This window comes from Klebsiella pasteurii (assembly GCF_018139045.1).
Lineage (GTDB): Bacteria > Pseudomonadota > Gammaproteobacteria > Enterobacterales > Enterobacteriaceae > Klebsiella > Klebsiella grimontii.
Genome location: NZ_CP073236.1, coordinates 1296282 through 1322761, shown reverse-complemented (window position 1 = coordinate 1322761; position 26480 = coordinate 1296282). Strand labels below are relative to the sequence as shown.

Annotated in this window: 22 protein-coding genes and 5 pseudogenes; 15 read left to right on the top strand and 12 right to left on the bottom strand. The window is 50.9% G+C overall.

Annotation, left to right across the window (positions count from 1 at the left end):
* Positions 1 to 8: 8 nt before the first annotated feature.
* Both ynfE and KCG39_RS06240 read right to left on the bottom strand, forming a co-directional pair.
* On the bottom strand, positions 9 to 2444 hold the full coding sequence (gene ynfE, locus KCG39_RS06245; RefSeq protein WP_004119707.1) for a selenate/tellurate reductase subunit YnfE: 2436 nt from the start codon (positions 2442 to 2444) through the stop codon (positions 9 to 11).
* A gap of 148 nt (positions 2445 to 2592) precedes the next feature.
* Positions 2593 to 2844, bottom strand: a complete 252-nt coding sequence (locus KCG39_RS06240) for a DUF1161 domain-containing protein (protein WP_004119709.1) — start codon at positions 2842 to 2844, stop codon at positions 2593 to 2595.
* 102 nt (positions 2845 to 2946) lie between these two features.
* Here KCG39_RS06240 and KCG39_RS06235 point away from each other — a divergent pair, with 102 nt between their 5' ends.
* Complete coding sequence (locus KCG39_RS06235; RefSeq protein ID WP_142468132.1) at positions 2947 to 3657, top strand: YnfC family lipoprotein; 711 nt, start codon at positions 2947 to 2949, stop codon at positions 3655 to 3657.
* Here KCG39_RS06235 and speG read toward each other — a convergent pair.
* The gene (speG, locus tag KCG39_RS06230) at positions 3651 to 4211 is read right to left on the bottom strand and encodes a spermidine N1-acetyltransferase (RefSeq protein ID WP_004119712.1); all 561 of its coding nucleotides are present in this window, start codon (positions 4209 to 4211) and stop codon (positions 3651 to 3653) included. The two genes, KCG39_RS06235 and speG, sit on opposite strands and share 7 nt — an antisense overlap.
* A 60-nt stretch (positions 4212 to 4271) precedes the next feature.
* Complete coding sequence (locus tag KCG39_RS06225) at positions 4272 to 4613, bottom strand: DUF1283 family protein (protein WP_004135642.1); 342 nt, start codon at positions 4611 to 4613, stop codon at positions 4272 to 4274.
* A 136-nt stretch (positions 4614 to 4749) separates the two neighbouring features.
* Between KCG39_RS06225 and KCG39_RS06220 the strand changes: the two genes are divergently transcribed.
* From KCG39_RS06220 to KCG39_RS06195, 6 genes are all read left to right on the top strand, one after another.
* Positions 4750 to 5076, top strand: coding sequence for a YnfA family protein (locus KCG39_RS06220; RefSeq protein ID WP_004119715.1), 327 nt, complete (start codon positions 4750 to 4752; stop codon positions 5074 to 5076).
* 207 nt (positions 5077 to 5283) lie between these two features.
* Positions 5284 to 6498, top strand: a complete 1215-nt coding sequence (gene rspA, locus KCG39_RS06215; RefSeq protein WP_004119717.1) for a starvation-sensing protein RspA — start codon at positions 5284 to 5286, stop codon at positions 6496 to 6498.
* A 13-nt stretch (positions 6499 to 6511) separates the two neighbouring features.
* A complete protein-coding gene (locus tag KCG39_RS06210) occupies positions 6512 to 7528 on the top strand; it encodes a Zn-dependent oxidoreductase (protein WP_004119718.1) in 1017 nt (338 codons plus the stop codon).
* Between the two features lie 46 nt (positions 7529 to 7574).
* Positions 7575 to 8951, top strand: coding sequence for an MFS transporter (locus KCG39_RS06205; protein ID WP_004119720.1), 1377 nt, complete (start codon positions 7575 to 7577; stop codon positions 8949 to 8951).
* A 224-nt stretch (positions 8952 to 9175) separates the two neighbouring features.
* Positions 9176 to 10639 carry a mannitol dehydrogenase family protein gene (locus KCG39_RS06200; protein ID WP_142445658.1) on the top strand — a complete coding sequence of 488 codons (1464 nt, stop codon included), beginning with the start codon at positions 9176 to 9178 and terminating at the stop codon, positions 10637 to 10639.
* 275 nt (positions 10640 to 10914) lie between these two features.
* Complete coding sequence (locus KCG39_RS06195) at positions 10915 to 11346, top strand: universal stress protein (protein ID WP_004119728.1); 432 nt, start codon at positions 10915 to 10917, stop codon at positions 11344 to 11346.
* Between the two features lie 51 nt (positions 11347 to 11397).
* Here the strand turns inward: KCG39_RS06195 and KCG39_RS06190 are convergent, their stop codons facing one another.
* Both KCG39_RS06190 and ydfG read right to left on the bottom strand, forming a co-directional pair.
* A complete protein-coding gene (locus KCG39_RS06190; RefSeq protein ID WP_004119730.1) occupies positions 11398 to 12084 on the bottom strand; it encodes a GntR family transcriptional regulator in 687 nt (228 codons plus the stop codon).
* 90 nt (positions 12085 to 12174) lie between these two features.
* Positions 12175 to 12924, bottom strand: coding sequence for a bifunctional NADP-dependent 3-hydroxy acid dehydrogenase/3-hydroxypropionate dehydrogenase YdfG (gene ydfG, locus KCG39_RS06185; protein WP_004119732.1), 750 nt, complete (start codon positions 12922 to 12924; stop codon positions 12175 to 12177).
* A gap of 172 nt (positions 12925 to 13096) precedes the next feature.
* Between ydfG and dcp the strand changes: the two genes are divergently transcribed.
* The 6 genes and pseudogenes from dcp to KCG39_RS28055 form a co-directional block, all read left to right on the top strand.
* The gene (gene dcp, locus KCG39_RS06180; protein WP_211811570.1) at positions 13097 to 15139 is read left to right on the top strand and encodes a peptidyl-dipeptidase Dcp; all 2043 of its coding nucleotides are present in this window, start codon (positions 13097 to 13099) and stop codon (positions 15137 to 15139) included.
* A gap of 153 nt (positions 15140 to 15292) precedes the next feature.
* Positions 15293 to 16240 (top strand): annotated as a pseudogene (locus KCG39_RS06175) (DNA cytosine methyltransferase); the annotation flags it as partial.
* Positions 16241 to 16761: 521 nt separating this feature from the next.
* Positions 16762 to 17976 (top strand): mechanosensitive ion channel family protein, encoded by a 1215-nt coding sequence (locus tag KCG39_RS06170; RefSeq protein WP_032742112.1) that lies wholly within the window; start codon positions 16762 to 16764, stop codon positions 17974 to 17976.
* A gap of 1097 nt (positions 17977 to 19073) precedes the next feature.
* Positions 19074 to 19367, top strand: a complete 294-nt coding sequence (locus tag KCG39_RS06165; RefSeq protein ID WP_004119746.1) for a hypothetical protein — start codon at positions 19074 to 19076, stop codon at positions 19365 to 19367.
* Positions 19368 to 19785: 418 nt separating this feature from the next.
* Positions 19786 to 19992: a DinI-like family protein gene (locus KCG39_RS06160; protein ID WP_032741822.1), complete on the top strand. Its 207-nt coding sequence runs from the start codon at positions 19786 to 19788 to the stop codon at positions 19990 to 19992.
* Positions 19950 to 20220, top strand: a pseudogene (locus tag KCG39_RS28055) (antitermination protein Q); the annotation flags it as partial. The gene KCG39_RS06160 and the pseudogene KCG39_RS28055, both read left to right, overlap by 43 nt.
* On the opposite strand, the gene KCG39_RS06155 reads toward KCG39_RS28055, so the two are convergent.
* Positions 20166 to 21301, bottom strand: a protein-coding gene (locus KCG39_RS06155) for an IS3 family transposase (RefSeq protein ID WP_208431119.1) whose coding sequence is annotated in 2 segments (ribosomal slippage) — positions 20166 to 21055 and positions 21055 to 21301 — 1137 coding nt in all. Because the reading frame shifts where the segments join, the coding sequence is not laid out codon by codon here. The pseudogene KCG39_RS28055 and the gene KCG39_RS06155 overlap by 55 nt on opposite strands.
* Before the next feature lie 481 nt (positions 21302 to 21782).
* The gene (locus tag KCG39_RS06150; protein WP_049113090.1) at positions 21783 to 22169 is read right to left on the bottom strand and encodes a hypothetical protein; all 387 of its coding nucleotides are present in this window, start codon (positions 22167 to 22169) and stop codon (positions 21783 to 21785) included.
* Positions 22170 to 22567: 398 nt separating this feature from the next.
* On the opposite strand from KCG39_RS06150, the pseudogene KCG39_RS06145 reads away from it, so the two are divergent.
* Positions 22568 to 22939, top strand: a pseudogene (locus KCG39_RS06145) (DUF4113 domain-containing protein); the annotation flags it as partial.
* An 87-nt stretch (positions 22940 to 23026) separates the two neighbouring features.
* On the opposite strand, the gene KCG39_RS27910 reads toward KCG39_RS06145, so the two are convergent.
* From KCG39_RS27910 to KCG39_RS06135, 3 genes and pseudogenes are all read right to left on the bottom strand, one after another.
* Positions 23027 to 23230, bottom strand: coding sequence for a hypothetical protein (locus tag KCG39_RS27910; protein WP_235891344.1), 204 nt, complete (start codon positions 23228 to 23230; stop codon positions 23027 to 23029).
* Positions 23231 to 23245: 15 nt separating this feature from the next.
* Positions 23246 to 23770, bottom strand: a pseudogene (locus tag KCG39_RS06140) (SDR family NAD(P)-dependent oxidoreductase); the annotation flags it as partial.
* A gap of 173 nt (positions 23771 to 23943) precedes the next feature.
* On the bottom strand, positions 23944 to 24621 hold the full coding sequence (locus KCG39_RS06135; protein WP_142468323.1) for an SOS response-associated peptidase: 678 nt from the start codon (positions 24619 to 24621) through the stop codon (positions 23944 to 23946).
* Positions 24622 to 24898: 277 nt separating this feature from the next.
* Between KCG39_RS06135 and KCG39_RS06130 the strand changes: the two are divergent.
* Positions 24899 to 25144: pseudogene (locus KCG39_RS06130) on the top strand (M3 family metallopeptidase); the annotation flags it as partial.
* A 421-nt stretch (positions 25145 to 25565) separates the two neighbouring features.
* On the opposite strand, the gene KCG39_RS06125 reads toward KCG39_RS06130, so the two are convergent.
* Positions 25566 to 26177: a hypothetical protein gene (locus KCG39_RS06125; protein ID WP_004119758.1), complete on the bottom strand. Its 612-nt coding sequence runs from the start codon at positions 26175 to 26177 to the stop codon at positions 25566 to 25568.
* Between the last annotated feature and the right edge of the window lie 303 nt (positions 26178 to 26480).

Below are 26480 nucleotides of genomic sequence, written 5' to 3'. Positions count from 1 at the left end.
TTTACTCCTTAAACCTTCTCGATTTCGACCAGATTGGTGTGCTGGGGATTGCCTTTCGCCAGCGGCGAAGGACGATGCGTCGTCAGGGTATTAATACAGGAGCCGCGATCGACGCGATCGCCGTCCATATTGGCGTCATGCCAGGCGCCCTGGCCCATCGCCGATACGCCGGGCATGATGCGCGGGGTCACCTTAGCCGGAATGCGCAGTTCGCCGCGGGCGTTGAATACGCGCACCATATCGCCATTTTTAATCCCGCGCTTCTCGGCATCCAGCGGGTTAAGCCATACCTCCTGGCGGCAGGCGGCCTGTAACACATCAATGTTGCCGTAGCTGGAGTGGGTGCGCGCCTTATAGTGGAAGCCGAACATTTGCAGCGGGAATTTCTCACGCAGTGGATCGTCCCACCCTTCGAAAGTAGACGCGTATACCGGTAATGGACTGATGGTTTCGTCCTTTTCCAACTGCCATTTGCCGGCGATATCCGCCAGACGGCTGGAGTAGATCTCGATTTTACCCGACGGGGTTTTTAGCGGATTGGCGACCGGGTCTTTGCGGAAGTCGCGGTAGGCCACAAAGTGACCGTTGGGGTCTTTACGCTTATAAATCCCCATCTTTTTCAGTTCATCGTAGCTCGGGAGCGCCGGGTCTTTCGCCAGCATTTTCGCGTACAAATGCTGCAGCCACTGCTCCTGGGTGCGGCCTTCGGTAAACTTCTGGTGGATATCCTCGCCAAGGCGCTTTGCGACTTCGCTGAGGATCCAGTAGATCGGTTTGCGCTCAAATTTAGCGGAGGTGACCGGCTGAATAAAGATGAGATAGCCCATATTGCCGGCGTAGTCATTGGGAATAATATCTTCCTGCTCGACGGTCATCAGGTCCGGCAGCAGAATATCGGCGTATTTGGCCGATGAGGTCATAAAGTTGTCGATAACCACGATCGTCTCGCACTTGCTTTCGTCCTGCAGGATATCGTGGGTTTTATTGATATCGGAGTGCTGGTTGATGATGGTGTTGCCGGCGTAGTTCCAGATGAATTTAATCGGCACATCCAGCTTCTCTTTGCCACGCACGCCGTCGCGGGTCGCGGTCATTTCCGCACCGCGATCGATGGCGTCGGTCCAGCTGAAGCAGGAGATCTGCGTTTTCACCGGATTTTCCGGCAGCGGCATGCGTTCGATAGTGATGGTGTAAGTTGATTCGCGCGCGCCGCTGTTGCCGCCGTTAATCCCCACGTTACCGGTCAAAATAGGCAGCATGGCGATTGCCCGGGAGGTCAGTTCGCCGTTAGCCTGGCGCTGCGGTCCCCACCCCTGGCAGATGTAGGCCGGTTTTGCGGCGCCAATCTCACGCGCAAGCTTAATGATGCGATCCGCCGGAATGCCGGTGACGCGCGACGCCCACTGGGGCGTTTTGGCGGTGGCATCGTCGCCCTGGCCGAGAATATACGCTTTGTAATGTCCGTTGGCCGGGGCTCCTTCCGGCAGCGTTTTTTCGTCGTAGCCGACGCAGTAGGTATCAAGGAACGGCTGGTCAACCAGGTTTTCGTCGATTAAAACCCAGGCGATTCCGGCCACCAGCGCCGCATCCGTACCCGGACGAATCGGGATCCATTCGTCCTCCCGCCCGGCGGCGGTGTCGGTATAGCGCGGGTCGATAATGATCATCCGCGCGTTAGAGCGCTCGCGCGCCTGTTCGAGATAGTAGGTGATCCCGCCGCCGCTCATGCGCGTTTCCGCTGGGTTATTGCCGAACATCACCACCAGTTTGCTGTTTTCAATATCGGAGGTGCTGTTGCCGTCGTTGCTGCCGTAGGTATAGGGCATCGCGCAGGAAATCTGCGCCGTACTGTAGGTACCGTAGTGGCTTAAAAAACCGCCATAGCAGTTCATCAGACGCGCCACCAGCGAGGCGTAAGGGGAGGAGCGGGTGATATTGCCGCCGACAATCCCGGAAGAGTAGTTAATGTAGACCGCTTCGTTGCCGTATTTTGCCACCACGCTTTTCAGGCTGGCGGCGATGGCGTCCAGCGCCTCGTCCCAACTGATACGTTCGAACTTGCCTTCCCCGCGTTTGCCGACGCGTTTCATCGGGTAGTTAAGGCGATCAGGATGGTTAATACGACGACGAATAGAACGTCCGCGCAGGCAGGCGCGCACCTGGTGATCGCCATAGTTGTCTGTGCCGGTGTTGTCGGTTTCGACCCAGACCACTTCGTCATCGCGAACGTGTGAACGCAGAGCGCAGCGGCTGCCGCAGTTGACCGAACAGGCGCCCCAGACGATCCGTTCCTCGCCGTGCGTCGCTTCTTGTACGGCGGCGGCGGCGCGGCGAAGGCTGAAAGGCAGGGATAAACCGCCGGCCGCGAGAGCCAGCGAGCCGAGGGCTGATGATTTAATTAGGGTTCGACGGCTAAGGCCGCCGGTATGTTCCTGGTTAGACATTGCTCACTCCATGATTTTGTTATAATGGCGTAATGCCAACGCCTTCGTAAGGTCGGCGTGGAGAGTGAGGGATCATACTTAAAATGGAGTAGAGAGATCTTATCCCTGGTCAACCGAGGGATAAGACTTCTCCAGTCATGCGGCGAGGTTATTGTGCGCCGCTGTCGCGGGTGTAGATGATTTTAAAGGTGTCGTTGGCGCAGTGGCCGACAACCTGCGCGCCGGGCTGATCGGGCTGGTCGTTGGGGACAATGGTCAGGCTGAAGCCCGATTCCGGGACGCCGTTGTTGATGATTTTCTGCTGAATATCGCTTTTTACCCGCTCGCAGGAATCCGGCGCCGCGAAAGCAGCAGTCGAACCCAGCAGTAGAGCCGCACATAGCCAGGGTGATAGTTTCATCATAAACTCCTTATTAACGTTATCCAAAGTTAAGCATAGCAGAAGTGGTGTAAACAATTGTATTTGCTAATATGATTGCACTATGCACAAAAGGAATCGCGCGTGAAAAAACGGTTTTTGCTGCTGTTGGTGGTTGGGGCGCTTGGCGCCTGCGATGAAAAGGGCGCGCCGCAGGCCTTCACCCCGGAAATGGCCAGCTTTTCTAACGAATTTGAGTTCGATCCGCTGCGCGGGCCGGTAAAAGCGTTTAGCCAGACGCTGTATGACGAACATGACCAGGTGGTGAAGTGGGTCAAAGGGAGTTTGTCCAGTGAAGGGTGCTTCGACCTGCTGGCGTTTGAGGATCTGGAGAACAAAACCGGCGCGGCGCTGGTGCTGGACGCGAACTATTACCTGGATGCGCAAAGCCACGAAAAGCGCCTGCGTGTGCAGGGCAAATGCCAGCTGGCGGAAATGCCCTCGGCGGGCGTGTCGTGGGAAACCGATGAGCACGGGTTCGTCGTCACCGCTCGCGGCAAAGAGAGCATCGCGACGTACCGCTACGACAAAGAAGGTTACCCGCTGGGCAAAACGACGACGGCCAAAGGTGAACGCTTTACGGTGGCCTCAACGCCATCATCCGATCCGCGCAAAAAATTGGACTATACCGCAGTGAGCACCTTCAATGACCGTACGCTGGGCAACGTCAGCCAGACCTGCGATTACGACAGTCACGATAACCCGGTAAGCTGCGAGCTTAAGGTTGTCGACGACAGCGTGCAGCCTTCACTAACCCGCCACTACACCATCAAAAGCACCATTGACTATTACTGAGCAGTCGGTTTCAGCAGCGTCTGGCCCTGCGGTTTATGCTCGGCCAGATACTGGTGCTGGAACAGGCACATGCGGATGGTATTGCGGTATTCGCCGTTAATAAAGAATTCATGAATCAGCTCGCCTTCCACCATAAATCCGAGCTTGCGGTAGATGTGGATCGCCTTTTCATTTTCTTTATCGACGATAAGGTACAGCTTATAAAGGTTGAGCACCATAAAACCGTAGTCCATCGCGAGCTTCGCAGCGCGGGTGGCCAGGCCTTTACCCTGATAATCAGGCGAGATAATAATCTGAAACTCAGCGCGGCGGTGCACATGGTTGATTTCAACCAGTTCCACCAGTCCGGCCTTTTCGCCAGCGCATTCAATGACAAAGCGGCGTTCGCTCTGATCGTGAATGTGTTTGTCGTACAGGTCGGACAGTTCGACAAAGGCTTCATAGGGTTCTTCAAACCAGTAGCGCATAACGCTGGCATTGTTGTCGAGCTGGTGGACAAAGCGCAGGTCTTCGCGCTCAAGCGGACGGAGTTTGACGTGAGATGCGTCAGTCATGGAAATACCTGTGAGTGATTGTGGAGCTTTGTAGATTGTGGCGCCCGCAGGCGCCATACATTACGGAGTAATGGTGCGGCCGGTGCGACGATCAAGGCAGCGCAGGGTGTTAGGTTCCCAGTAGGCGTTGACGTTCGCGCTCTTCTGGCAGTTATCCTGGGCGTCAAAAGCCACGTCGGCTTTATCCCACTCTTTTTCGGCGCGGGTGTTGACCTTCTGGCGTAAAGAGCGGGTGTCGTTCCACTGCTCTTTTTCCATAGCGGCCTGCTGGCGGCTCTGGGCGCTGTCGCCGGACTCAATCACCAGCTTGTCGGTTTTGGCGAATGACGAGGCGGTAAAGACCATCGCGCTTAGCGCCAGCAGAGCGGTCAGGCACCAGCGTTTATTCAGTGTTGTGTTCATCACGATTTCCTTTAAGTGATTCCCTCGGATTAAGTTTACTACATCTCCTTTCGACGGCATACCCGACAAAACGGAGTAAACGACGGCCATTATTGCGTAGAATGCGTTAACGCTTGCTCAACCCACGATGCTTTACATGTTAAAAACCACGCTGCTTTTCTTTGCTACCGCCCTGTGCGAAATCATTGGCTGCTATTTACCCTGGCTTTGGTTAAAACGCGGGGCGACGCCCTGGCTGCTGATGCCGACGGCCCTGGCGCTGGCGCTTTTTGTCTGGCTTCTGACGCTGCACCCCGAGGCAAGCGGACGGGTTTATGCCGCTTACGGTGGGGTATATGTCTGTACCGCGCTGCTGTGGCTGCGCTTTGTTGATGGCGTCAAACTCAGCCACTATGATTGGGCCGGCGCGCTGGTTGCGCTATGCGGCATGCTGATTATCGTAGCCGGCTGGGGACGCGCATAGACCTTTTTTACTTCATGGCGTCGGGATAGGCGGCGCCAGCACCCCCTTTGCTGCAGGGCATTCGCATTCACGTTCGCGGTTTATTCCTCCTCTCTGTCCGGTGAGATAGTGTGATCCGTCGCGTCTTTTTCGATAGTCATACTTGTATGGTAGTAGGTCTGGTGATTTAATTTCACCCACTAACCGCATAGAAGTAAGGAATGAGAAATGAAGATCGTTGCCGCTGAAGTTTTCGTCACCTGTCCGGGGCGCAACTTCGTCACCCTTAAAGTCACCACCGATGACGGTATTGTCGGTCTGGGTGACGCGACGCTAAATGGTCGCGAGCTGTCCGTCGCATCCTATCTGCGGGATCACCTCTGTCCGCAACTGATTGGTCGCGATGCGCATCGCATTGAGGATATCTGGCAGTTTTTCTACAAGGGCGCTTACTGGCGTCGTGGTCCGGTAACGATGTCGGCGATTTCCGCCATCGATATGGCGCTCTGGGATATCAAGGCGAAAGCCGCAGGCATGCCGCTTTACCAGCTGCTGGGCGGGGCTTCGCGGGAAGGGGTGATGGTTTACTGCCACACTACGGGTCATTCCATCGATGAAGTACTGGACGACTACGCTCGCCATAAAGAGATGGGGTTTAAAGCGATTCGCGTTCAGTGCGGCGTGCCGGGGATGAAAACCACCTACGGGATGGCGAAAGGTAAGGGCCAGGCCTACGAGCCAGCAACCAAAGGCCAATGGCCGGAAGAGCAACTGTGGTCTACCGAGAAGTATCTCGATTTTACGCCACAGCTTTTTGCCGCCGTACGCGAAAAATTCGGCTTTAACGAGCATCTGCTGCACGACATGCATCATCGCCTGACGCCGATTGAGGCGGCGCGTTTTGGCAAGAGTATCGAAGATTACCGCCTGTTCTGGATGGAGGATCCGACCCCGGCGGAGAATCAGGAGTGCTTCCGGCTAATTCGCCAGCATACCGTCACGCCGATTGCCGTCGGAGAAGTCTTCAACAGCATTTGGGACTGTAAACAGCTGATTGAAGAGCAGCTGATTGACTATATCCGCACCACCATTACCCACGCGGGCGGGATTACGGGGATGCGCCGGATCGCCGATTTTGCCTCGCTTTACCAGGTACGCACCGGCTCGCACGGGCCGTCCGATCTGTCTCCGGTCTGCATGGCGGCCGCGCTGCACTTCGACCTCTGGGTACCGAATTTTGGCGTCCAGGAATATATGGGCTATTCCGAACAGATGCTGGAAGTCTTCCCGCACAGCTGGACATTTGATAACGGCTATATGCATCCGGGGGAAAAACCGGGGCTGGGCATTGAGTTCGATGAAAAACTGGCCGCGAAATACCCCTATGAACCGGCCTATTTGCCTGTAGCGCGTCTGGAAGACGGCACGTTGTGGAACTGGTAAGAAGGAAGCCAAAATGAAAAGTATTGTGATTCGTCAGCCCAATGAACTGGTGATTGAAGAGCGGCCGATTCCGCAACCTGCCGCGGGCGAAGTACGGGTAAAAATTAAGCTGGCGGGAATATGCGGTTCCGATAGCCATATTTATCGCGGCCATAATCCGTTTGCCAAATACCCGCGCGTCATTGGCCATGAATTTTTTGGCGTCATCGACGCCATCGGCGAAGGGGTGACCGACAAAGCCGTGGGCCAGCGGGTTAGCGTTGATCCGGTCATTAGCTGCGGTCATTGCTACCCTTGCTCGGTGGGCAAGCCGAACGTCTGTACCTCGCTGGTGGTGCTAGGCGTGCATCGCGACGGCGGCTTTAGCGAGTACGCGGTGGTGCCGGCGAAAAATGCCTGGCGGGTTCCGGACAACGTTTCGGATAGCCACGCGGTGATGATTGAGCCCTTTACCATCGCAGCTAACGTGACCGGCCACGTTTCGCCTACCGACAAGGATATCGCGCTGGTCTACGGCGCCGGACCGATGGGCCTGACGACGATTCAGGTGCTGAAGCGGGTGTATCGCGTTAAGCAGGTTATCGTTGTCGACCGCATTGATGAACGCCTGCAGATGGCGCAGCGTAACGGCGCGGACTGGGTGATTAACAACAGCGATGAGCCTCTGGCGGAAACGTTGAAGGCGAAGGGGATACTGCCGACGCTGATTATCGATGCCGCCTGTCATCCCGCTATTCTCCAGGAGGCGGTCAATCTGGCCTCTCCGGCCGCGAGAATTGTATTGATGGGATTCTCGACGGAGCCTTCCCAGGTTGCGCAGCAGGGGATTACCGGGAAAGAGCTCTCTATTTTCTCCTCGCGTCTTAACGCTAATAAATTCCCGGTCGTCATCAAATGGCTGGAACAAGGTTTAATTAATCCGGAGGAGCTGATTACTCACCAATTTGCGTATCAACAGGTTATCGATGCGCTGGAGCTTTTTGAAAATGACAGGAAACGGTGCTGTAAGGTTTTATTAACTTTCAGCTAATAACAACAGGTGCGGACTCTGTATTCTACAATTAGAGATAATCATTATGACTACCGTAAAAAATGAGAGAACCACTTCCGATCTCATTCGTGCAGCCGTATCTGGTTGGTTAGGCACTGCACTGGAGTTTATGGATTTCCAGCTCTATTCCCTCGGGGCAGCGCTGGTTTTTCATGAGATATTTTTCCCGGAACAATCCGCCGCGATGGCCTTGATTCTGGCAATGGGCACCTACGGCGCGGGATATATTGCGCGAATTGTCGGCGCCTTTATTTTTGGTAAAATGGGCGACAGTATTGGGCGCAAAAAGGTCCTGTTTATTACCATCACCATGATGGGGATCTGTACGACCCTCATTGGCGTACTGCCAACCTATGCTCAGGTCGGTATTTTAGCGCCGGTGTTGCTGGTAACCTTACGTATTATTCAGGGGCTAGGCGCAGGCGCAGAAATATCAGGTGCCGGTACCATGCTGGCGGAATATGCGCCAAAAGGGAAGCGCGGGATCATCTCTTCACTGGTGGCAATGGGCACCAACTGCGGCACCTTAAGCGCCACGGCTATCTGGGCGGTGATGTTCTTCGTGCTGGATCGCGAGCAGCTGGTCGCGTGGGGATGGCGAATCCCGTTCCTGGCCAGCGTAGTGGTGATGATTTTTGCCATCTGGCTGCGTCTTAATCTGAAAGAGAGCCCGGTCTTTGAGCAGGTTAGCGAAGACAGCGGCCTGCAGAAAGAGATGGCAACGCAGGAAGGCTCCTTTAGCGCCATGCTGAAAAGTAAGTCCTTCTGGCTGGCGACGGGTCTGCGCTTCGGACAGGCCGGAAATTCAGGGTTATTGCAAACGTTCCTCGCGGGCTATCTGGTGCAAACCTTACTGTTTGATAAGGCTATCCCTACTGATGCGTTAATGATCAGCTCTATTATTGGCTTTATTACTATTCCATTCCTCGGATGGCTGTCAGATAAGGTGGGGCGTCGCACACCATATATTATTGTCAATATTTCAGCCATTATTCTGGCCTGGCCGATGCTGTCGATTATTGTGGATAAAAGTTACAGCGCGAGCACTATTATGGCGTCATTGATCGTCATTCATAATATCGCGGTGTTAGGGCTGTTTGCGCTGGAAAATATTACCATGGCGGAAATGTTCGGTTCGCGTAACCGCTTTACCCGCATGGCAATTTCAAAAGAAGCGGGTGGCCTCGTGGCAGTAGGATTTGGTCCGGTGCTGGCCGGTATTTTCTGCAATATGACCGGTTCATGGATGCCGATTGTGATTATGCTGGTGTGCTATTCCATTATTGGCTTAATTTCCGCCCTCCTGATGCCTGAAGTCCGCGACCGCGATCTGAGCCTGCTGAATGATGCCGCAGACTGCGCGCCAAAGCCTAAAAGTGTCCGCAGCGGGCAATATATTTAAAACGCATCAAGTCCGCACCTTAAGATGATAGCCGTAAACAGGAAACTGCCGGGCTTTTAGCCCGGCAGTTTTACTTCTCTTGCCAGAGATTATTGCGAGAATCTAGCCCATCCAGCTTCTTGTATGGTAGTTGATGAATATCAAAGATGTCATACCAATTGCGTGAGATGGTTTATATCCATACCCACCGTGGGAATTGAAAAATCATAAATATGAGAGCCATCATGGAAAATATGCTTTTAACAGCTAACGCCACGTTGCCGGCATACGATCGCAACCGCCTTATTCCGCGCATCGTTCATTTGGGCTTTGGCGCATTTCATCGCGCTCACCAGGCGGTATATGCCGATATTCTGGCGACAGAACACGGCAGCGACTGGGGTTATACCGAAGTTAACCTGATCGGCGGCGAGCAGCAGATCGCCGATCTCCAGGAGCAGGATTTACTCTATACCGTCGCTGAAATGTCGGCGGATGCCTGGACCGCCCGCGTTGTTGGCGTGGTCAAGCAGGCGATGCACGCCCAGGTCGATGGTCTGGAGAGCGTGCTGGCAAAAATGTGCGAGCCGCAGGTCGCGATTGTGTCATTGACCATTACTGAAAAAGGCTACTGCCACTCTCCGGCCACCGGCGAGTTGCAGTTGGATCACCCGCTGATTGTGGCCGATTTACAAAATCCCCAGCAACCAAAATCTGCGCCGGGCGTAGTGGTAGAAGCCCTCGCTAGACGCAAAGCGGCAGGGCTACCTGGCTTCAGCGTGATGTCCTGCGACAATATGCCGGAAAATGGCCACGTCATGCGTAATGTCGTCTGCGCCTACGCTCGCGCCGTTGATGCCGATTTGGCCGAATGGATTACGCGCAACGTCACGTTTCCTTCGACGATGGTTGACCGCATCGTTCCGGCAGTCACTGCCGATACCCTGGAGAAAATTGAACAGCTTACCGGCGTTCGCGATCCGGCCGGCGTCGCCTGCGAACCGTTTCGTCAGTGGGTCATTGAAGACAACTTTGTTGCCGGTCGTCCGCAGTGGGAAAAAGCCGGCGCCGAGCTGGTGTCGGACGTGCTGCCGTTTGAAGAGATGAAGCTGCGCATGCTCAACGGCAGCCACTCTTTTCTGGCTTATTTGGGGTATCTGGCTGGCTATCAGCACATTAATGATTGCATGCAGGATGAAAACTATCGCCGCGCCGCGCATACGCTGATGCTGGCTGAACAGGCGCCGACGCTGAGCGTGAAGGGTGTGGATTTGGCACGCTATGCCGGGCTTCTGATCGAGCGCTATAGCAATTCGGCGCTGAAGCATCGTACCTGGCAGATCGCCATGGACGGCAGTCAGAAACTGCCGCAGCGCATGCTGGATTCGATTCGCTGGCACCTGGCGGATGGCGGCGACTTTCCTCTGTTGGCGATGGGCGTCGCAGGCTGGATGCGCTATGTGAGCGGGGTGGATGACCTGGGGCAGGCGATTGAAATCTCCGATCCTATGCTGCCGATGATTACGCAAACCGTTCAGAACAGCGAAGACGGCGAAGAACGCGTGCGGGCGCTATTGGGCATTGAGGCTATTTTTGGTTTGAGCCTGCCCAAGGAGAGCCGTTTCGTCAACGCGGTGGTTCGCGCTTATTTATCGCTGCAAGCGCACGGCGCAAAAGCTACCGTAGCGGCCTGGGCTAAGGCAAATTAATGTATTTCGCCCGCGTGCCGCCGATCCCGGCGGCACTGCCATCGCGCTTTATCAGTGAACGCTTTTCCCGCCTGAAAATATTTCCGTCTGGAATAAACCTTGATCCAGATCGTTGAATATACATAACTTTATCTAACAACAGTTAAGTATAAATAAGTGTAATTTATTTTAATCAATTAAATATTTATCTGAGTGATTATTCGTTCTCCTGCTGCAGTAAATATGGCATGATGAGTTAACTTACTAAGTTTCCTCAGAAAAAAGGAGAACGGACTATGTACAAAAAAATTTTGCTACCTGTAGACGTTTTTGAAATGGATTTAAGCGATAAGGCGGTCCGCCATGCCGAGTTTTTAGCATCAGCGGATGAAGGGGAAATTACGCTGCTCAACGTTCTGCCGAACAGCAGCAGCTCGATTTTACGCGGTTTTGCCGCCGATATCCGTAAGTTTGAAGCCTATATGCGCGAGGAGTCAGAGAAAAAGATGAAGACCTTATCCCGTCTGTTTTCGATACCCGCCGGGCGGATTCATTCCAGAGTGGTATTTGGCAACGTGCGCGATGAAATCCTGGCCATGAGCAGCAATGAGGAATTTGACGTTATTGTTATTGGTTCCCGCAAACCGGGTATATCAACTCATCTTCTTGGTTCAAACGCGGAGTCGATTTTACGTCACGCCAAAATACCGGTTCTGGTGGTCAGATAGTCCTCTTAATAAATCCAGAGCGGCAGACCGTATATTCTGCCGCGACGCATTTTATTCCTCGCTAAACCAGTCGCTATTTTCCTGACGTACCAGTAGCACTGATTCGCTAATTTCTTGCAGATGTAAGCTCATCGCTTTTTCCACCGCGTCCGGGTCACGGGCGACCAGCGGCTGGAAAATATCGTAATGCTGACGCAGCATCATATCGGGAGGCGTCACATGATCGAGGCTCATATAGCGCACCCGGTCGATGGTGGCTTTAATATTTTCGACGGTATCCCAGGCTAACTGGCAGTCGGCGATTTGCGAAAGCTTCTGGTGAAATTCGTCATCCAGCTGGAAAAAATCAGTTAACTGCTGGCGTTCAACCGCCATACGCTGCTGATTGAGATTTTGCTCAAGCTGGTAAAGCTGTTCATCGTTCACCATCCCGGCGGCGCGCCGCACCACGGCGCATTCGATGGCCTGGCGGACAAAACAGCCGTTGCGCACCTGCGAAAGAGAGATCTTATTCACGTAGCTCCCGCGCTGCGGGCGGATCTGGATCAAACCGTTTTCGGCCAGTTTAATAAAGGCTTCGCGAACCGGTTGACGAGAAACGTCAAAGCGCACGGAGACTTCCTTCTCCGAAAGTGGGGTGCCTGGTGGGATCAGACAGTGAACGATATCCCGACGAAGGATACGATAAATTTGCTGATTGACGGGCTGTGTCGGATTCAGTTGTGCTTCTGCGGCCATGGATAATTACTTTTATATGAGGTATTTGCGCTATTTTACGTTTTTTTTATCTTTCAGCCCAGACCCGGCCTGCTGGCCGGGTCACAGAGCTTAGCCCTGGCGGTGAACGTTCAGCCCGGCAAAGGTTTGGCTGACCGGCATGAGTTCCAGGGTGTTGATGTTGACGTGTTTTGGCAGGGTCGCGACCCACCAGACCGCTTCGGTTACGTCCTCCGGCGTCAGGGCCTGGGTATTTTCGTAAGCTTTCTCGGCTTTAGCGTCATCGCCTTTAAAACGCACGTTGGAGAACTCGGTGCCGCCAACCAGGCCGGGTTCAATATCGGTCACGCGAAGGGCTGTGCCGTGAAGGTCGGTACGAAGATTGAGGCTGAACTGGCGCACAAAAGCTTTGGTCGCACCGTAGACGTTACCGCCGGCGTAAGGCCAGGCGCCGGCGACCGAACCAATATTGATAATATGGCCGCGGTTACGTTCAACCATCCCCGGCAGGACGGCGCGGGTCATATAAACCAGTCCTTTATTATTGGTATCAATCATGTCTTCCCAGTCTTCAAGACTGGCTTTATGCGCGGGCTCAAGACCCAGCGCCAGTCCGGCGTTATTGACCAGAATATCAATCGCCTGCCATTCGGCGGGCAGCCCGGCGATCGTCTCTTCAATGGCTGCGCGATTGCGTACGTCCAGTTGGGCGGTATAAAGGTTGTCGCCCAGCTCATCTTTCAACGTTTTCAGGCGCTCTTCGCGGCGCCCGGTGGCAATCACTTTGTGACCGTTAGCGATAAAACGGCGAGTAATACTTTCCCCAAAACCCGCTGTTGCTCCGGTAACCAGAATAATCATCTTACTGTTCCTCAACGCTTTTTGTGTCTTCATACCATAGCACGCGATCCCGGTGGCGGGTAATGGAAATCATCGGACAAAGGAGGTCGATCGCGGCGGTTAACAGAGTAATCATTGCGGTCAATCAATGAGTTGCCTAATCTTACAGAATAATCGTATTCAGGAGATGAAGATGTCGGAGAACAATCCTTTTTTCAGCGTCAGCCTGCTGCCTTATCAGGCGCCGCGCTTCGATGTGATTGACGTGAGTCATTACCGTCCGGCCTTCGACGAGGGCGTTCGCCGCCAGCGCGCGGAGATTGCCGCTATCGTTAATCATCCCCAGCCGGCTGATTTTGCCAATACGCTGGAGGCCCTGGAGCAGAGTGGTCAGCTGTCGGCTCGGGTGACGAACGTTTTTTTCGCGATGGCGGGAGCGGAGACCAACCCGACCATTCAGGCGCTTGATGAGCAGTTTTCCGCCGAGCTGGCGGAACTGGCGAATGATATCTGGCTTAACGATGCGCTTTTTCAGCGGGTGAAGCGAGTGTGGGAGCAGCGCGATTCGCTCTCTCTGGAGGCCGAATCCCGGCGTTTGCTGGAGGTGACCTGGCAACGTTTTACCCTTGCGGGCGCGATGCTTGAGGATGAGCAAAAAGCGGCGCTTCGCGCGCTGAATACCGAAGCGGCAGCGCTGCAAAGCCAGTTTCAGCAGCGCCTGCTGGCGGCGGTAAAATCTGGCGGTCTGGTGGTGGAGGATGTCCATCAGCTCGCGGGGCTTAGCGACGAGGAGATTAGCGCAGCGGCAGAGGCCGCGCAGGAGAAGGGATTAAGCGGTCGCTGGCTGCTGCCTTTACTCAATACCACCCAGCAGCCCGCGCTGCTTTCGCTGCAGGACAGACAGACGCGAGAAAATTTGTTTGCGGCCGGCTGGACGCGCAATCAGAAGGGCGATACGAATGACACCCGCGAGCTGGTGCTGCGACTGGCGGAAATTCGCGCGCGTAAAGCGCAGCTGCTGGGCGCTGACGACTTTGCCAGCTGGTCTATGGCCGATCAGATGGCGGGAGCGCCGGGGGAGGCATTTACCTTTATGCGACGAATCGCCCCGGCGGCAAGGGCTCGGGCCGAGCAGGAGCTGGCGGATATTCAGCAGGTTATTGATAATGAAGGCGGAGATTTCCGTGCGGCAGCCTGGGACTGGCTCTATTACGCCGAGCAGGTGCGCAGGAAGAAATTTGCCATCGATGAAGCGCAGTTAAAACCCTATTTTGCCCTCGACCGCGTCCTGCGCGATGGCGTGTTCTGGACGGCGACACAGCTGTTCGGTATTCGCTTTATCGAACGATTCGATATTCCGGTTTATCACCCTGACGTACAGGTATGGGAAATTATCGACGCTAACGGTGAGGGGATCGCGCTGTTCTACGGCGACTACTTCTCGCGGGATAGCAAAAGCGGCGGGGCATGGATGGGCGTGTTTGTCGAACAATCGACCCTGCGAGCGCAACACCCGGTTATCTACAACGTCTGTAATTACCAGAAACCCAAAGCAGGACACAGCGCGCTGCTTTCCTGGGATGAGGTCATCACTTTATTCCACGAATTTGGTCATACCCTGCACGGCCTGTTCGCCAGCCAGAAGTATGCCAGCCTGTCAGGAACCAATACCCCGCGCGATTTTGTTGAGTTCCCTTCGCAGATTTATGAACACTGGGCCAGCGAGCCGCAGGTGTTTGCTCACTACGCGCGGCATCATCAAACTGGGGAAGCCATGCCGGAAGCGCTGCGCGACAGCATGTTCCGCGCGGCTAAGTTTAATAAAGGCTACGATATGAGCGAACTGCTCGCGGCAGCGCTGTTGGATATGCGCTGGCACAGCGTGACGGTAGATAAGCTACCCAAGGACGTGGATGCGTTTGAAGCCGCGTCCCTGCATGCGGAGGATATGGATCTTGCCGCGGTGCCGCCACGCTATCGCAGCAGCTACTTCTCGCATATTTTCGGCGGCGGCTACGCAGCAGGCTATTACGCTTATCTGTGGACGCAGATGCTGGCGGACGACGGCTACCAGTGGTTCGTTGAGCAGGGGGGGTTAACCCGCGAAAACGGCCAGCGCTTCCGGGAAGCGATTTTGTCTCGCGGCAATAGCACTGATTTAGCTGAACTTTATCGCCAGTGGCGTGGACACGATCCGCAGATTGAACCGATGCTGGAAAACCGCGGGCTGAGCTAGCCGAGCGTTTTGACGAGTAGAAGAAGACCGGGCGCAGCGCCCGGTTTTTTATCCAATGTTTTCTTCTCCAAAATCTCTCCAAAACTTTTCCCCAAAATAAATCTTTAAATTTTGTTAAATTTGCATGAGGTCACGGCCCAATTTTTCACGTAGCTACCGACAGTGACCGCCGGCACGTCCAGGCGCCCGGACGGGAATGGTCACGCTCTGGGTATTGTTGAGGCAGAGCTGGCGCCGTTCCTGGCTGGCAATGGCGGCAGCGAGTACCAGGCTAAACCGCGCCCGATCGATAAGCCCGCCCACACAATCCTGAAAGAGTCGCGCGCCTGTGTCGTCGCTCCGGTTATCGCCAGGCAGTTCGGCGCCAGCATCGGACACCGTGCCGACGAACCAAGCGCAACAATCACCGCGGGCGGTGGCGGTAAATCGCAGCGGGTTGTACCGACGCTCATTCAAATAGGATACGGAGAACGGCCAGGCCAGGCACCTCGCGTGCCAGGACTGGATAAGCCGCTGGGAACCGTTGTGGCTGGTGGCGGGAAACATGCCGTAGTTGGTGCGTTCCTGGCAAAACACTACGGAGGAAATTATCAGCGCGCCGGCGTGAGGCTGGATGAGCCAGCGCATTCAGTAACGACTGTCGATCACCACGCATTAGTCGCTTCTCATCTGGTTAAACTGCGCGGTACTTGCCGTGACGGCCAGCCTACTGACGAGCTGATGCCGACTATCACTGCCGGCGGCCAGCACGTAGGGGAGGTTAAAACGACTCTGGCGGTCGAGGACTACGACGAAGAGCGCGCGCAGCAGGTGCTGGCGTTCCTGCAGGAATACTGCGGGGAAGATAGCACCGGACTGGTGAAAATCGCCGGGGTGACATATCGCATTGTCGACATTGGAATGCGCATGCTACAGCCGCATGAGCTTTACCGGGCGCAGGGCTTCCCCGAGTGGTACATCATTGACCAGGATTGCCGCCGCGTGAAGTATGCGAAGGATAAGCAGGTCGCGCGCGGTGGTAACGCCGTCCCGCCTCCATTCACTGAGGCTTTGGAAAGGGCAAACTTGCCTGAGATGTGTCAGACGCAAGTAGCGGCTTAATTTTATGAGGTTAAACAAAGAACCAGACCTTTAACTGAATGGAAATAGTCTGGCTTGAGATTTCAAGCAAGAATCCAGTTTATGAAGTGATAATTAAACTTGTTAAAAAAGGCCCGTTTTATGGGCCTTTGGTAAAAACTAAACTTACGGGCGCTGATTTACGTACTTGATTATCGCTTTAATAATTACGATCATTGGCGGTACGATTTTGAAAAACAAGCTAACCATGTATAGGCCTCACTTAGTTTTCTCGTGCCTCACTGCAAACACCCCCAGGCTTGCCTTTACATTTGCTGTATCAGTAGTCGCCAGATATGACCTATTCCCCATTGATTTGTAAACCATCAACGATGGCATAAGAGGGTTGGTTCCATTAAGCCTGCGAGTGTTTTATTCGCTTCAGAACCAGATTATGGACTTGCATGACTGGATTATGCGATGATAGAAATTGTTAAAGGGTTATTCCAACTTATTATTGGTTGTGGCCTGTACAGTTTAGCATGTGAAGCAGGTGATAAATGATGGCGTATTTGGATTATTTTTTGAAATTTATTGAGAGCAACCCAGCACTAGCCATAGGTTTTAACATTGTGCTTCTTATTATGTCTGGATTTTTTGCGCATATTATGTGTAAGTTCCTGTTAATAAAAGCTGTCAGGAAAGCATTTTTTTCCAGTCATAAACAAGATGTTCCTCTTGAAAAAGATCGCCGTATTGCTGAAAAGTTATCCAACTTCGTTCCTGTCATTATTGTATATTATGTTCTGCAATTCATGCCAAATATGCCAGTATCTTTAGTTACTGGCATAAATACAATATGTGGAATCTTGTTTTTCGTTTTTCTGTCTGTCTTTTTTAATGAAATGCTAGATATCGTTAATAGTTCTTATTTAAGAAAAACAAAGCGCAAAAATCATTCGATAAAAGGTTACATACAAATAGGTAAGATTTTAGTTCACATCATTGCGGCAATAATGATACTTGCCGTTATGTCAAACAAATCTCCTGCAATTATTATCTCGAGTCTAGGTGCTGTTGCTGCTGTACTGATGCTGGTATTTCAGCATACGCTGCTTTCGCTTGTAGCTAACGTCCAGTTGTCATCAAATGACGTACTTCAACTCGGTGATTGGATTGAAATGCCTGATAAGAATTTGAGCGGGGAGGTTACTGATATTGCATTACATACAATTACTATACGCAATTGGGATAATACGATTTCACGTATACCGACAAAAAATTTCCTAACAGAAACATATACTAACTGGCAGGCTATGTTCTCTTCTGGTGCCAGAAGGATAATGCGTAGTACTACAATAGATCAGCACTCGGTTACTTTTCTAACTCAAGAAATACTTGCACCAATACTTACGATTAGAGGTGTAAGTGAGCCTCTCTCTAAGTTAATCGATGGGCGTGATGCAATGGGGATTGCGGATAGCTGGTTTATAGATAATGGACTGACAAATTTAACGCTATTTCGTCATTACATTATGGCCTATTTGGCTGAACGATCTGATATTATAAAAGATATGTATGTCGTAGTGAGAACGTTAAAACCATCAGCTTCGGGGATTCCGCTGGAAATTTATTGCTTTACCAGTTCAACGCTATGGGTGGATTACGAAAATACTCAATCAGAAATTTTTGAGTACATCACGGCTATCGTTGAAAAATTCTCCCTGCGTATATATCAATATCCGGCAGGGCATGATTTTTGGCATTCGTCACAATAATGCAGCGTTTGATTTATTTAAATAAATATTTATATTGAATGTAAGGCGGAGGTTATCTCCGCTTTTGAAAGTAAGGTAAACCTTTTAATATATATAGATAAATTAAAAGCAACCAAGTAAAAAAGTAATTTGTCAGAAATAAAAGAATATAGTAGATTAATAGAAATCACTCATTGCCAGCAATAACTCTTTTGGTACGATATATACTATCAGACATATTTCCCACTCCTGTGTATGTTAAATAGTATGCTCCTGCCGTTAAAAGAAGCAGGCCAGATAGAAGTTTAAATCATTGCTTCAAATGGAGTTTAATGGTTTTTATATCGAACTTATTTCAGCAAGATACATACATTAATATCACGAAAATTGGTGCAGCTTTAGTATATGTGGAAGCTATAGTGGTTACGACTAAATATTGTTCTGAGAAATCCTTTTGGTATCCATTTGTTAATTCATAAAGATATGCAATGATGTTTGAATCTTTACTCATTAAATAAATGATGAATAAAATTACCATGAGTATTATCCCTAGTAACAATGATATTAATATATATTTTATAAGCCCTTTTTCCGTCATCTTATCGTTCATTTTGCATCCTGTGCCTGTCTGAACATTTGCATGTCATCTTAATTTTTTTAGAGTTATTCGCAAATGAGTGATGCATGAAATATTAAGCCTGGGGTTTCTCCGGGTGGTACATGATCGACTGTGACTATGACGGTGTGAAGTGTGCGACGGATAAACAGGTCGCGCGCTGTGACAATGAGGTCCCGCCGCCGTTTGCTGAGGCGCTGGTGAGGGCTAGTTTACCTGAATTATGTCAAAAGAAAGACCCAGCCACCTGAAATATTATAAAGCTGAGAATGCAACTGTGTTTGAAATTTGTTGAATGAAATTATTGAAGTGAATTTATGTAGCGCGCTTATCATTATATGGCTTTAGGTTAAATTATTTGGAAAGCTCTCAATTTGAAAATAGTTAAATCTTTTCTCCATTAAAGCTGCTATTGTCTCTTATGAAAGGGACCCATCAGGTACCAGAGCCTTCTGGCACTTGATTTTTAAGTCTATCGCTTAGGGAAGATTGAGGGTTTACCATGGCTAATGATTCACGAGGGAATGAAGTGATCTTCAATCGTGCATATCTAAACTTATGCTTTAAAAACAAGAAATTAAGCCCGTTGGTTATAGTGAGGAAAATTAAAGAACACAATATTGTTGAATGTTTTTCTTTTGGTCTTAAGGGGGCGATAGATATTGAGTCAAGATGTCTTTTTTTGCGTTATAAATATCCGTGGCCAGATTTTGAAATTGAACTGGTTAGAAAAAAAGGAGGTGATTATGAGTTCATGCTCTTTCATAATGATTTTCTTAAGGGTATCGGCAATTAAGACATTTATAATATTTTTTTAATAAAAATGGATTTTCCTGGACTATATGACTTGGGTATCTTTTTTTCTTGAACTTGTCTATAAATAACATTCAAAGAGTATGGCGCACTTGTCCGACGCTTCTATCAAATAATTGTAGTATCACTACGCGCTTACATTTGGCCTCCATGTAATTAAAAGAGTGTACTTCTAAATGACTCTTTTGAACTCACATGAGTTGGTTGAATTTTGTTCATGGCGACCTATGCTCCTGTCCATATATAAAGCTCTTATCTAAAAAAAACCATACAATCAACCCGCTACGGCGGGTTTTCTTTTCCCACCCCTGACAACAAATTATCAGTTTGTGCTCTTAAGATATTGCTCATTCAGTGAGTCAGGTGTGCTGTATGTTTATACAGTTTTTCGGGGTGGTGCTGTGAAAATCGAAGTAACCATCGACAAAACCAAAAAATTGCCTAACGGTGCTGAGCCAGCGTTAGAGGCCGAATTCCTACGGCGATTAAATCAAAAATTTTATGACTGCAAATTATCTATTCGTCGCGCTGGCGCTGATGGGCTCAGTGTTTTCGGTGGCATATTAAGCAATGCCCTCACTGCACTGGCCGCGGTTATCCCAGATTAAAAGACGCGGAGGTATCCAAGGCTCCTGGAGTGACCGAACTACCTGGCGAAGACACTTTAAATTGTTCTTTGATCGTCTGGTGGAGTATTGCCACGTGAGGAATCCTTCGCAGAAAAGATGCTTGAGAAGGTAACGAGATGGACTGACCCCACAACAGTAGACATTTCCTGTCCTCACGACGAGGCCTGTTCAAAGGCCTCCGGACTGACGCCGCCGAGGTGGCTGTGACGCCGGGTCCGGTTGTAGAACACTTCAATGTAATCGAAGATATCCGCCCGGGCCAGATCCCTGGTTTTATATATGCGTTTTCTGATCCGTTCTTTTTTCAGCGAACTGAAGAACGATTCGGCCACCGCATTATCCCAGCAGTTGCCACGCCTGCTCATGCTCGGCGCCAGGTTATTGGCCCGGCAGAAGCGCTGCCAGTCGTCACTACCGTACTGGCTGCCCTGATCGCTATGTACGATAACCTCGCCGTCCGGTTTTCGACGCCACACGGCCATCATCAGCGCGTCGAGCGCCAGTTCGCGTGAGAGAGTGGGTTTCATCGACCAACCGACCACATTACGGGCGAAGAGATCGATAACCACCGCCAGATACAGCCAGCCCTGCCAGGTGCGGATATAAGTAATATCGGTGACCCAGACCTGATTGGCCCGGACAACGGTAAACTGCCGCTGCACACGATTAGGCGCAACCACTGAAGGTCGGCCAGCGATACGACGCGGAGCTTTATAGCCGCGCACGGCTTTAATCCGGTTCAGTTGCATAATGCGGCCCACCCGGTTTTTACCGCAGATTTCCCCGATTTCGTTCAGGTCGCCATGAACCCGGCGGTAACCGTATACGCCTCCGCTCAGTGAATAGGAGTCACGGATAAGCGTCAGCAGACGCTGGTTATCTTTATCCCGCGCGGAGACCGGGTTATGCAGCCACGCATAAAACCCGGCCCGGGCAACGCACAACACCCGACACATCGTCATGACACCCCATACAGAGCGGTGCTCATTGATAAAGCGGTACTTCAGTCGGGCTCCCTTGCAAAGTACCGCGCGGCCTTTTTCAGTATGTCCCGTTCTTCCTCAGTGCGCTTCAGTTGGGCCCTGAGCTTCAGGATCTCGCTTTTCGCTTCCAGTAAATCACGGGCATGCTGCTCGCTGTTATCGGGTTTAATAGCCCGTAACCACTTATAGAGACTGTGTGCTGAAACGCCCAGCCGGTCAGAAACTTCGGCGACGGAATAACCGCGTTCCGTTATCTGACGGACGGCTTCTTCCTTAAATTCAGGTGTAAATCGTGGTGTGCCCATACGCTCCTCCTATGCTCAAACTATAGGGCAGGATCGTCTACCGGGGCGGGGTCAGTCCAACTATAGGGCAGGATCGTCTACCGGGGCGGGGTCAGTCCAAGATGACTTTGCAGCAGGCTATCGCAAACGTGGCGGAAATTGGCTATCCTCGATCCAATGATGGGTTAATTCGCCCATGACGTTAAAAACATTAAGACCTCGCCTCGGCGGGGTCTTTTATCTTCGTAAGGGCTTTATGTCTCACTCATCATCAAGAAAAAAGGTGCTGGACTCGACTTTACCACTTACCTCCCGCGCTTCGCATGCACGAAGTTGTGTCAACCATGTAGCCAATCGAGTTGGCATGACGAGAGAAGCGCTGCTGAATAAAATCATGAGTGACACAGGTGTTAACTTAGACTGTCCCCTTTCGGAAGAAGAGTTACTAAAAGCGTATCATTACTTTGAGTCTCTCTAAGATAAACAGCTAACGGTATCATTTTTATTTACGATAGAGGCTTCCTTTACCTGTCCTTGCTCTCTCCCAAAGTTCCTCATCCGTCAGGGTTGTTTGAATCAGTTCGATTGGAACACCTGCGTCATTGATAACTGCTACGAAGTAATCATCTATGGGCTCATAGGGGCCGAGGATTATCTCTTCATCTCTGATGGCTGCTGATAAGTTATCAACTTTAAACGCAACATGAGGTACCGTTTTCAATAAAGGATGAAGTGGTGAGTCGTCAGTAAAGCGATGCCACTGGACTTTAAATTTCCCGGGATTGTCGGAAGTGAACATTCCAGCCTTCTCACTGAACGTTCCTTCACATCTTCCATCCTGTAATGGAATGCCAAAATGGTGAAACTCGTACTGTAAGTTTCTTTTCATGAGCAAACTCCTCAATTAAAAAGCGTTCATCATTCTATTGATCGTTTGCTCAATGCTGAGGCAACAGCAATGCACAATTATCGACGTGGTGAATCCCCCTATGCGGAGGGGCGTCCAACTAATAGAGCGAAAGCCCTGTGAATACCACGCGAGTGATGTCTGTTGGGGCATGCTCACCGGGAGGCACCCGGCACCACATCTAATCGCAAGTAAGTAAACCGAACATCTTGTTGGGTTTACTCATTCTCTTTGGCAGACTATGGTTAATTACAGTAACGACATAAAAGGAAATGCTTTTCTGGTAAATCGGTAGCTCGGACTATCAGGAACCGTTACTCCTCGAAAGCCAACTTTTTCAGCCCGCTCTCAAAGCGGGCTTTTTTTATTCCCCTCGTTCCAACGAGCCATATTACGGCAACAGCGCATCTGTAAAGCTGCTAACGCCAACCCAGGATAGCCGGGACATAATTACCGCGGCGACGACATGCCTCGATGCTATCTGGCGAGACGGGCTCCGTTACCAGAAGGCCGGCGTGATGCTGGGCGATTTCTACAGCCAGGGCGTGGCACAGCTGAATCTTTTTGATGACAACGCACCGCGGCAGAACAGCGAAAAGTTAATGGAAGTCCTCGACCATCTCAATGCAAAGGATGGCAGGGGGACGCTCTATTTTGCGGGGCAGGGGATCCAGACTGCCTGGCAGATGAAGAGAGAAATGCTATCCCCGCGCTATACTACGAGGTTCTGTGACCTGCTCAAAGTTAGATGATTCGGCCATTAACGGTAATGGGGACGCTACTACAGTCCGCTTAGAGCGAGGAGCGGAAGTTGGCTACTCTGTTCAACGTCCCCAAATTCAGCCTTTATTTCCCAGCTTTTCGCGTGTAGGACCATCAAAATAGATGCTACTAATGTGGCAACTACGCGGTTGAGCCAACACAAAGCGAATTGTTTCCCAGACCGAGCGCCCATTCATTAAACGCTCCCCCATTTTGAATTGGTTATCGACAAACGTATCTAATCCTGTCAGTTCGAAATCTGGGGGATATAACCCAGTCACACGTATATTTTCTTCGGACAACTGGTGTGAGAGTTTAGTTGTAAACCCGCTAAGGCCGTGTTTACTGGCAAAAAATGCGGGATGCGCAATTGAATCTGTAAAATTCGGAATCCCACATGAAGATATAATTGATACTATATCCGCACTTTCTGAACGTCTTAAGCTGGGCAGCAATGCCTGAGTCAGTAGAATCGAACCTGTTAGTCCTGAGCTGACAGTATTGATAATTTCTGTGTCTGGTTGATCGTCTAACGTTCCGGATAACCACTGAGCAGCATTGAGGATTAAAATGTCTATGGGCTTATCTGAACTTAACAACTGTGAAGAAAACTGAGAAAGGGATTCAGGCTGGGTTAAATCGCAGATATATCCTTTCGCAATTCCGCCTTCAGCCGAGATGATACTGCAAGTTTTTTGAATATCATTGGCACGCCTCGCGCAAAAATCGACCTCGACGCCTTCTCGTGCCAACCATACGCTCAACGCCTGACCAAATCCCCCGCCACCACCGGTAATCACAGCCCTCTTACCTTTTAGCATCTTCATTCATCCTTTCTTAATGACTATGTGTGGATGTAGATATACATGAGGAGATGGATTGGTGTCTTTCAATTAGTGCCATTTTTAGATGACGGGTTGGATAAGCTGTACAGCAATCTTTTTAATAGCGTGCCAATCCGTCAGCTCCTGGCACATTTCGGCCGTTATCAAATCTATAGTCTTTTGATAGCCTCAATCAATTCAGGCCCCTGATTCTTCACGTTACCCACTGCGCGGGAAACCGGGTGCCATTTGAAATGATCTGCTGAAAGAGCGCCATCAGCAATTATTTCCTCCGCCTCTTTCCCTCCTACATCCTGCCGCATCCATTCTCGCGCAGCTTCCGGTACCAGGACGAGTGGCCGGCGGTCATGAATATCGACCAGACCCTGGTCGGCAGCTGCAGTCACTATCAAAAATCCTTCAGCTTCCTCGCCGCGTTCAAAAGGTACGCTGCCGAGCGCCGCCATAAAAATGGGCTTGCCGTCTTTCCGGTAGATGAAGTAGGGCTGCTTCTTGTTGCCTTCCTTTTTCCATTCAAACCAACCATCAGCGAAACAGATAGCCCGGCCATGTTGCCATAGTGGCTTAAACATTCTGCTTGTCGCCGCGTTTTCTACGCGAGCGTTAATGAGCGCTGGCTTATCCCACCACCCTGGTGCGTAACCCCAATGAACCGGATCGAGGTGCAGTTCTTCATTGCGTTCGCTCAGCAACAGAACTTTGGTTCCGGGGGCCACGTTGTAGCGTCCTATTGGCTCGGGATCAAAGGCGATATCCCGCTCGGCCTCTTCTGCAAGATAAGCCAGGTATTCTTCACGGGTTTGAGATTGAGCAAAGCGTCCGCACATGGCTACCTCCAGTCAGATGCCAGACTTAAAATTATAGGTCAGAAGCATAGAGTCATTACCTCATCCTTACAGGACACTATTTGATAGCTATCAGTATAAAAAATGAACTAATAAAGGTGCTAATCAGGCATTATTGAGAGAATGTCTTCCCCAAAACGATATGCAACTGACTGAATTGTATGAGATTGTATTTATGCTTAAATCAACGGAATTTTCATAATAAAAGGAAGTTAACTTTATGATTTTTATTGGTAAATGCACTCATTGAAAAGGATGCTTCTCGCATATTTTCGGCGGCGGCTATGCGGCAGGCTATTACGCCTATCTGTGGACGCAGATGCCGGCGGATGACGGCTACCAGTGGTTCGTTGAGCAGGGTGGTTTAACCGGTGCAAACGGCCAGCGCTTCCGCGAAGCGATTTTGTCTCGCGGCAATAGCACTGATTTAGCTGAACTTTATCGCCAGTGGCGCGGACACGATCCGCAGATTGAGCCGATGCTGGAAAACCGCGGGCTGAGTTAGCCGAGCGTTGTTTAGAGCAGAATAAGACCGGGCGCTGCGCCCGGTTTTTTGTACATTTTTTCCCGATAAGGAACGCTCAGATTCGTCAGGATTTGCGAGGTTATTCTGTAGAAGTGCCCGGGCAGGCATTTGCATTTTTCGCTGCGGGTAAGGTTGCTCACCTGCGAACCGTATGCAAGAGCTGCAGATGAGCAATTTGCTATGGAGGCAGTACCATAGCAGCGAAATTTTATCCTCGCGCTGCGGGCATAACCATCAAACAGTTAAGCGCTGAGAATATTTAGGACTTACCTTACTCATGACATCAAAGGCGTTACGTGGGCGATCAACATTGACAGAAGGAGCCTGGCGTAGGGAAGCGCTCGCCCCCTCAACTCGGCAAAACCTGTTTTTTGCGGGACAGTCATTAAGAGCGGATGGTTCAACATGATTTCTGCGCTAACGTTCCGCGAAAAGTGCAAAAATAGCCAATTGAGGCGATGAGACAAAGCATATAACCGAATGATTCGCAGCCTTCCTCTACGACGTTTTTTACCACCCGGACGTAGCCGTCACCGAGAATGGCCAGCCATAAGGTTTGCATGCCAAAGAGTCGGGAGAAGACCAGAATAGCCAACAGGCCGCTGATTAATAAGCCGTACCAGGGAGTACGGGTATATTGTGCCAGCTGGTGCAGGGTCTGACGATAATGAATGGCAGGATAAATTATGGCTAAAAGAGCTGCAATCAGCGCAAACCATACCCAGCTACCGTGAGCAATGAGATCAAAAAGGGCATCCAGTTCGCGAATTAGCATGGCAAGGAAAAACCCGCCAACAAGAATATTACAGTAGCGCATGGCTTTATACCGCTTCGCAAGCAGGAAATGAATAAAAACGATGACTGTTAAAACGGACTCTTGCACAATTTCGGTCAGTGATAGTTCTGAAATATTATAATCCCAAAAGTATATATCGACCCACAGGCTAAATACTACAAATGCGCTGGCGCAAGCCGCACCAAGAAAGGAGAGTAAGCTTTTAAATATAGTCATCAATATCACCAAATTTGTTTTGGCTACGAGGATAAATGATGCAAATGTAAATGCTGTTCACTTTGTGCTGTATAATAACTTTGGTTTTAACACATGATGCGAATTAGCTTATTCTGGGATATTTCATTTACGGAGATAGAGCGATCGCGCACAGGGGGGTATATCAATATTGCGCTTAGCTCAGCGCTATAATTAATTTCGCCTCCTGGGTTTCTGCGTTACCTGTTAGCCACCGCCCGGCGGCGATACGGGGCAGGTGTTGAGAATAGGTTGGTCAAAAGCCCCAAACCGGGCGCAGAGCCC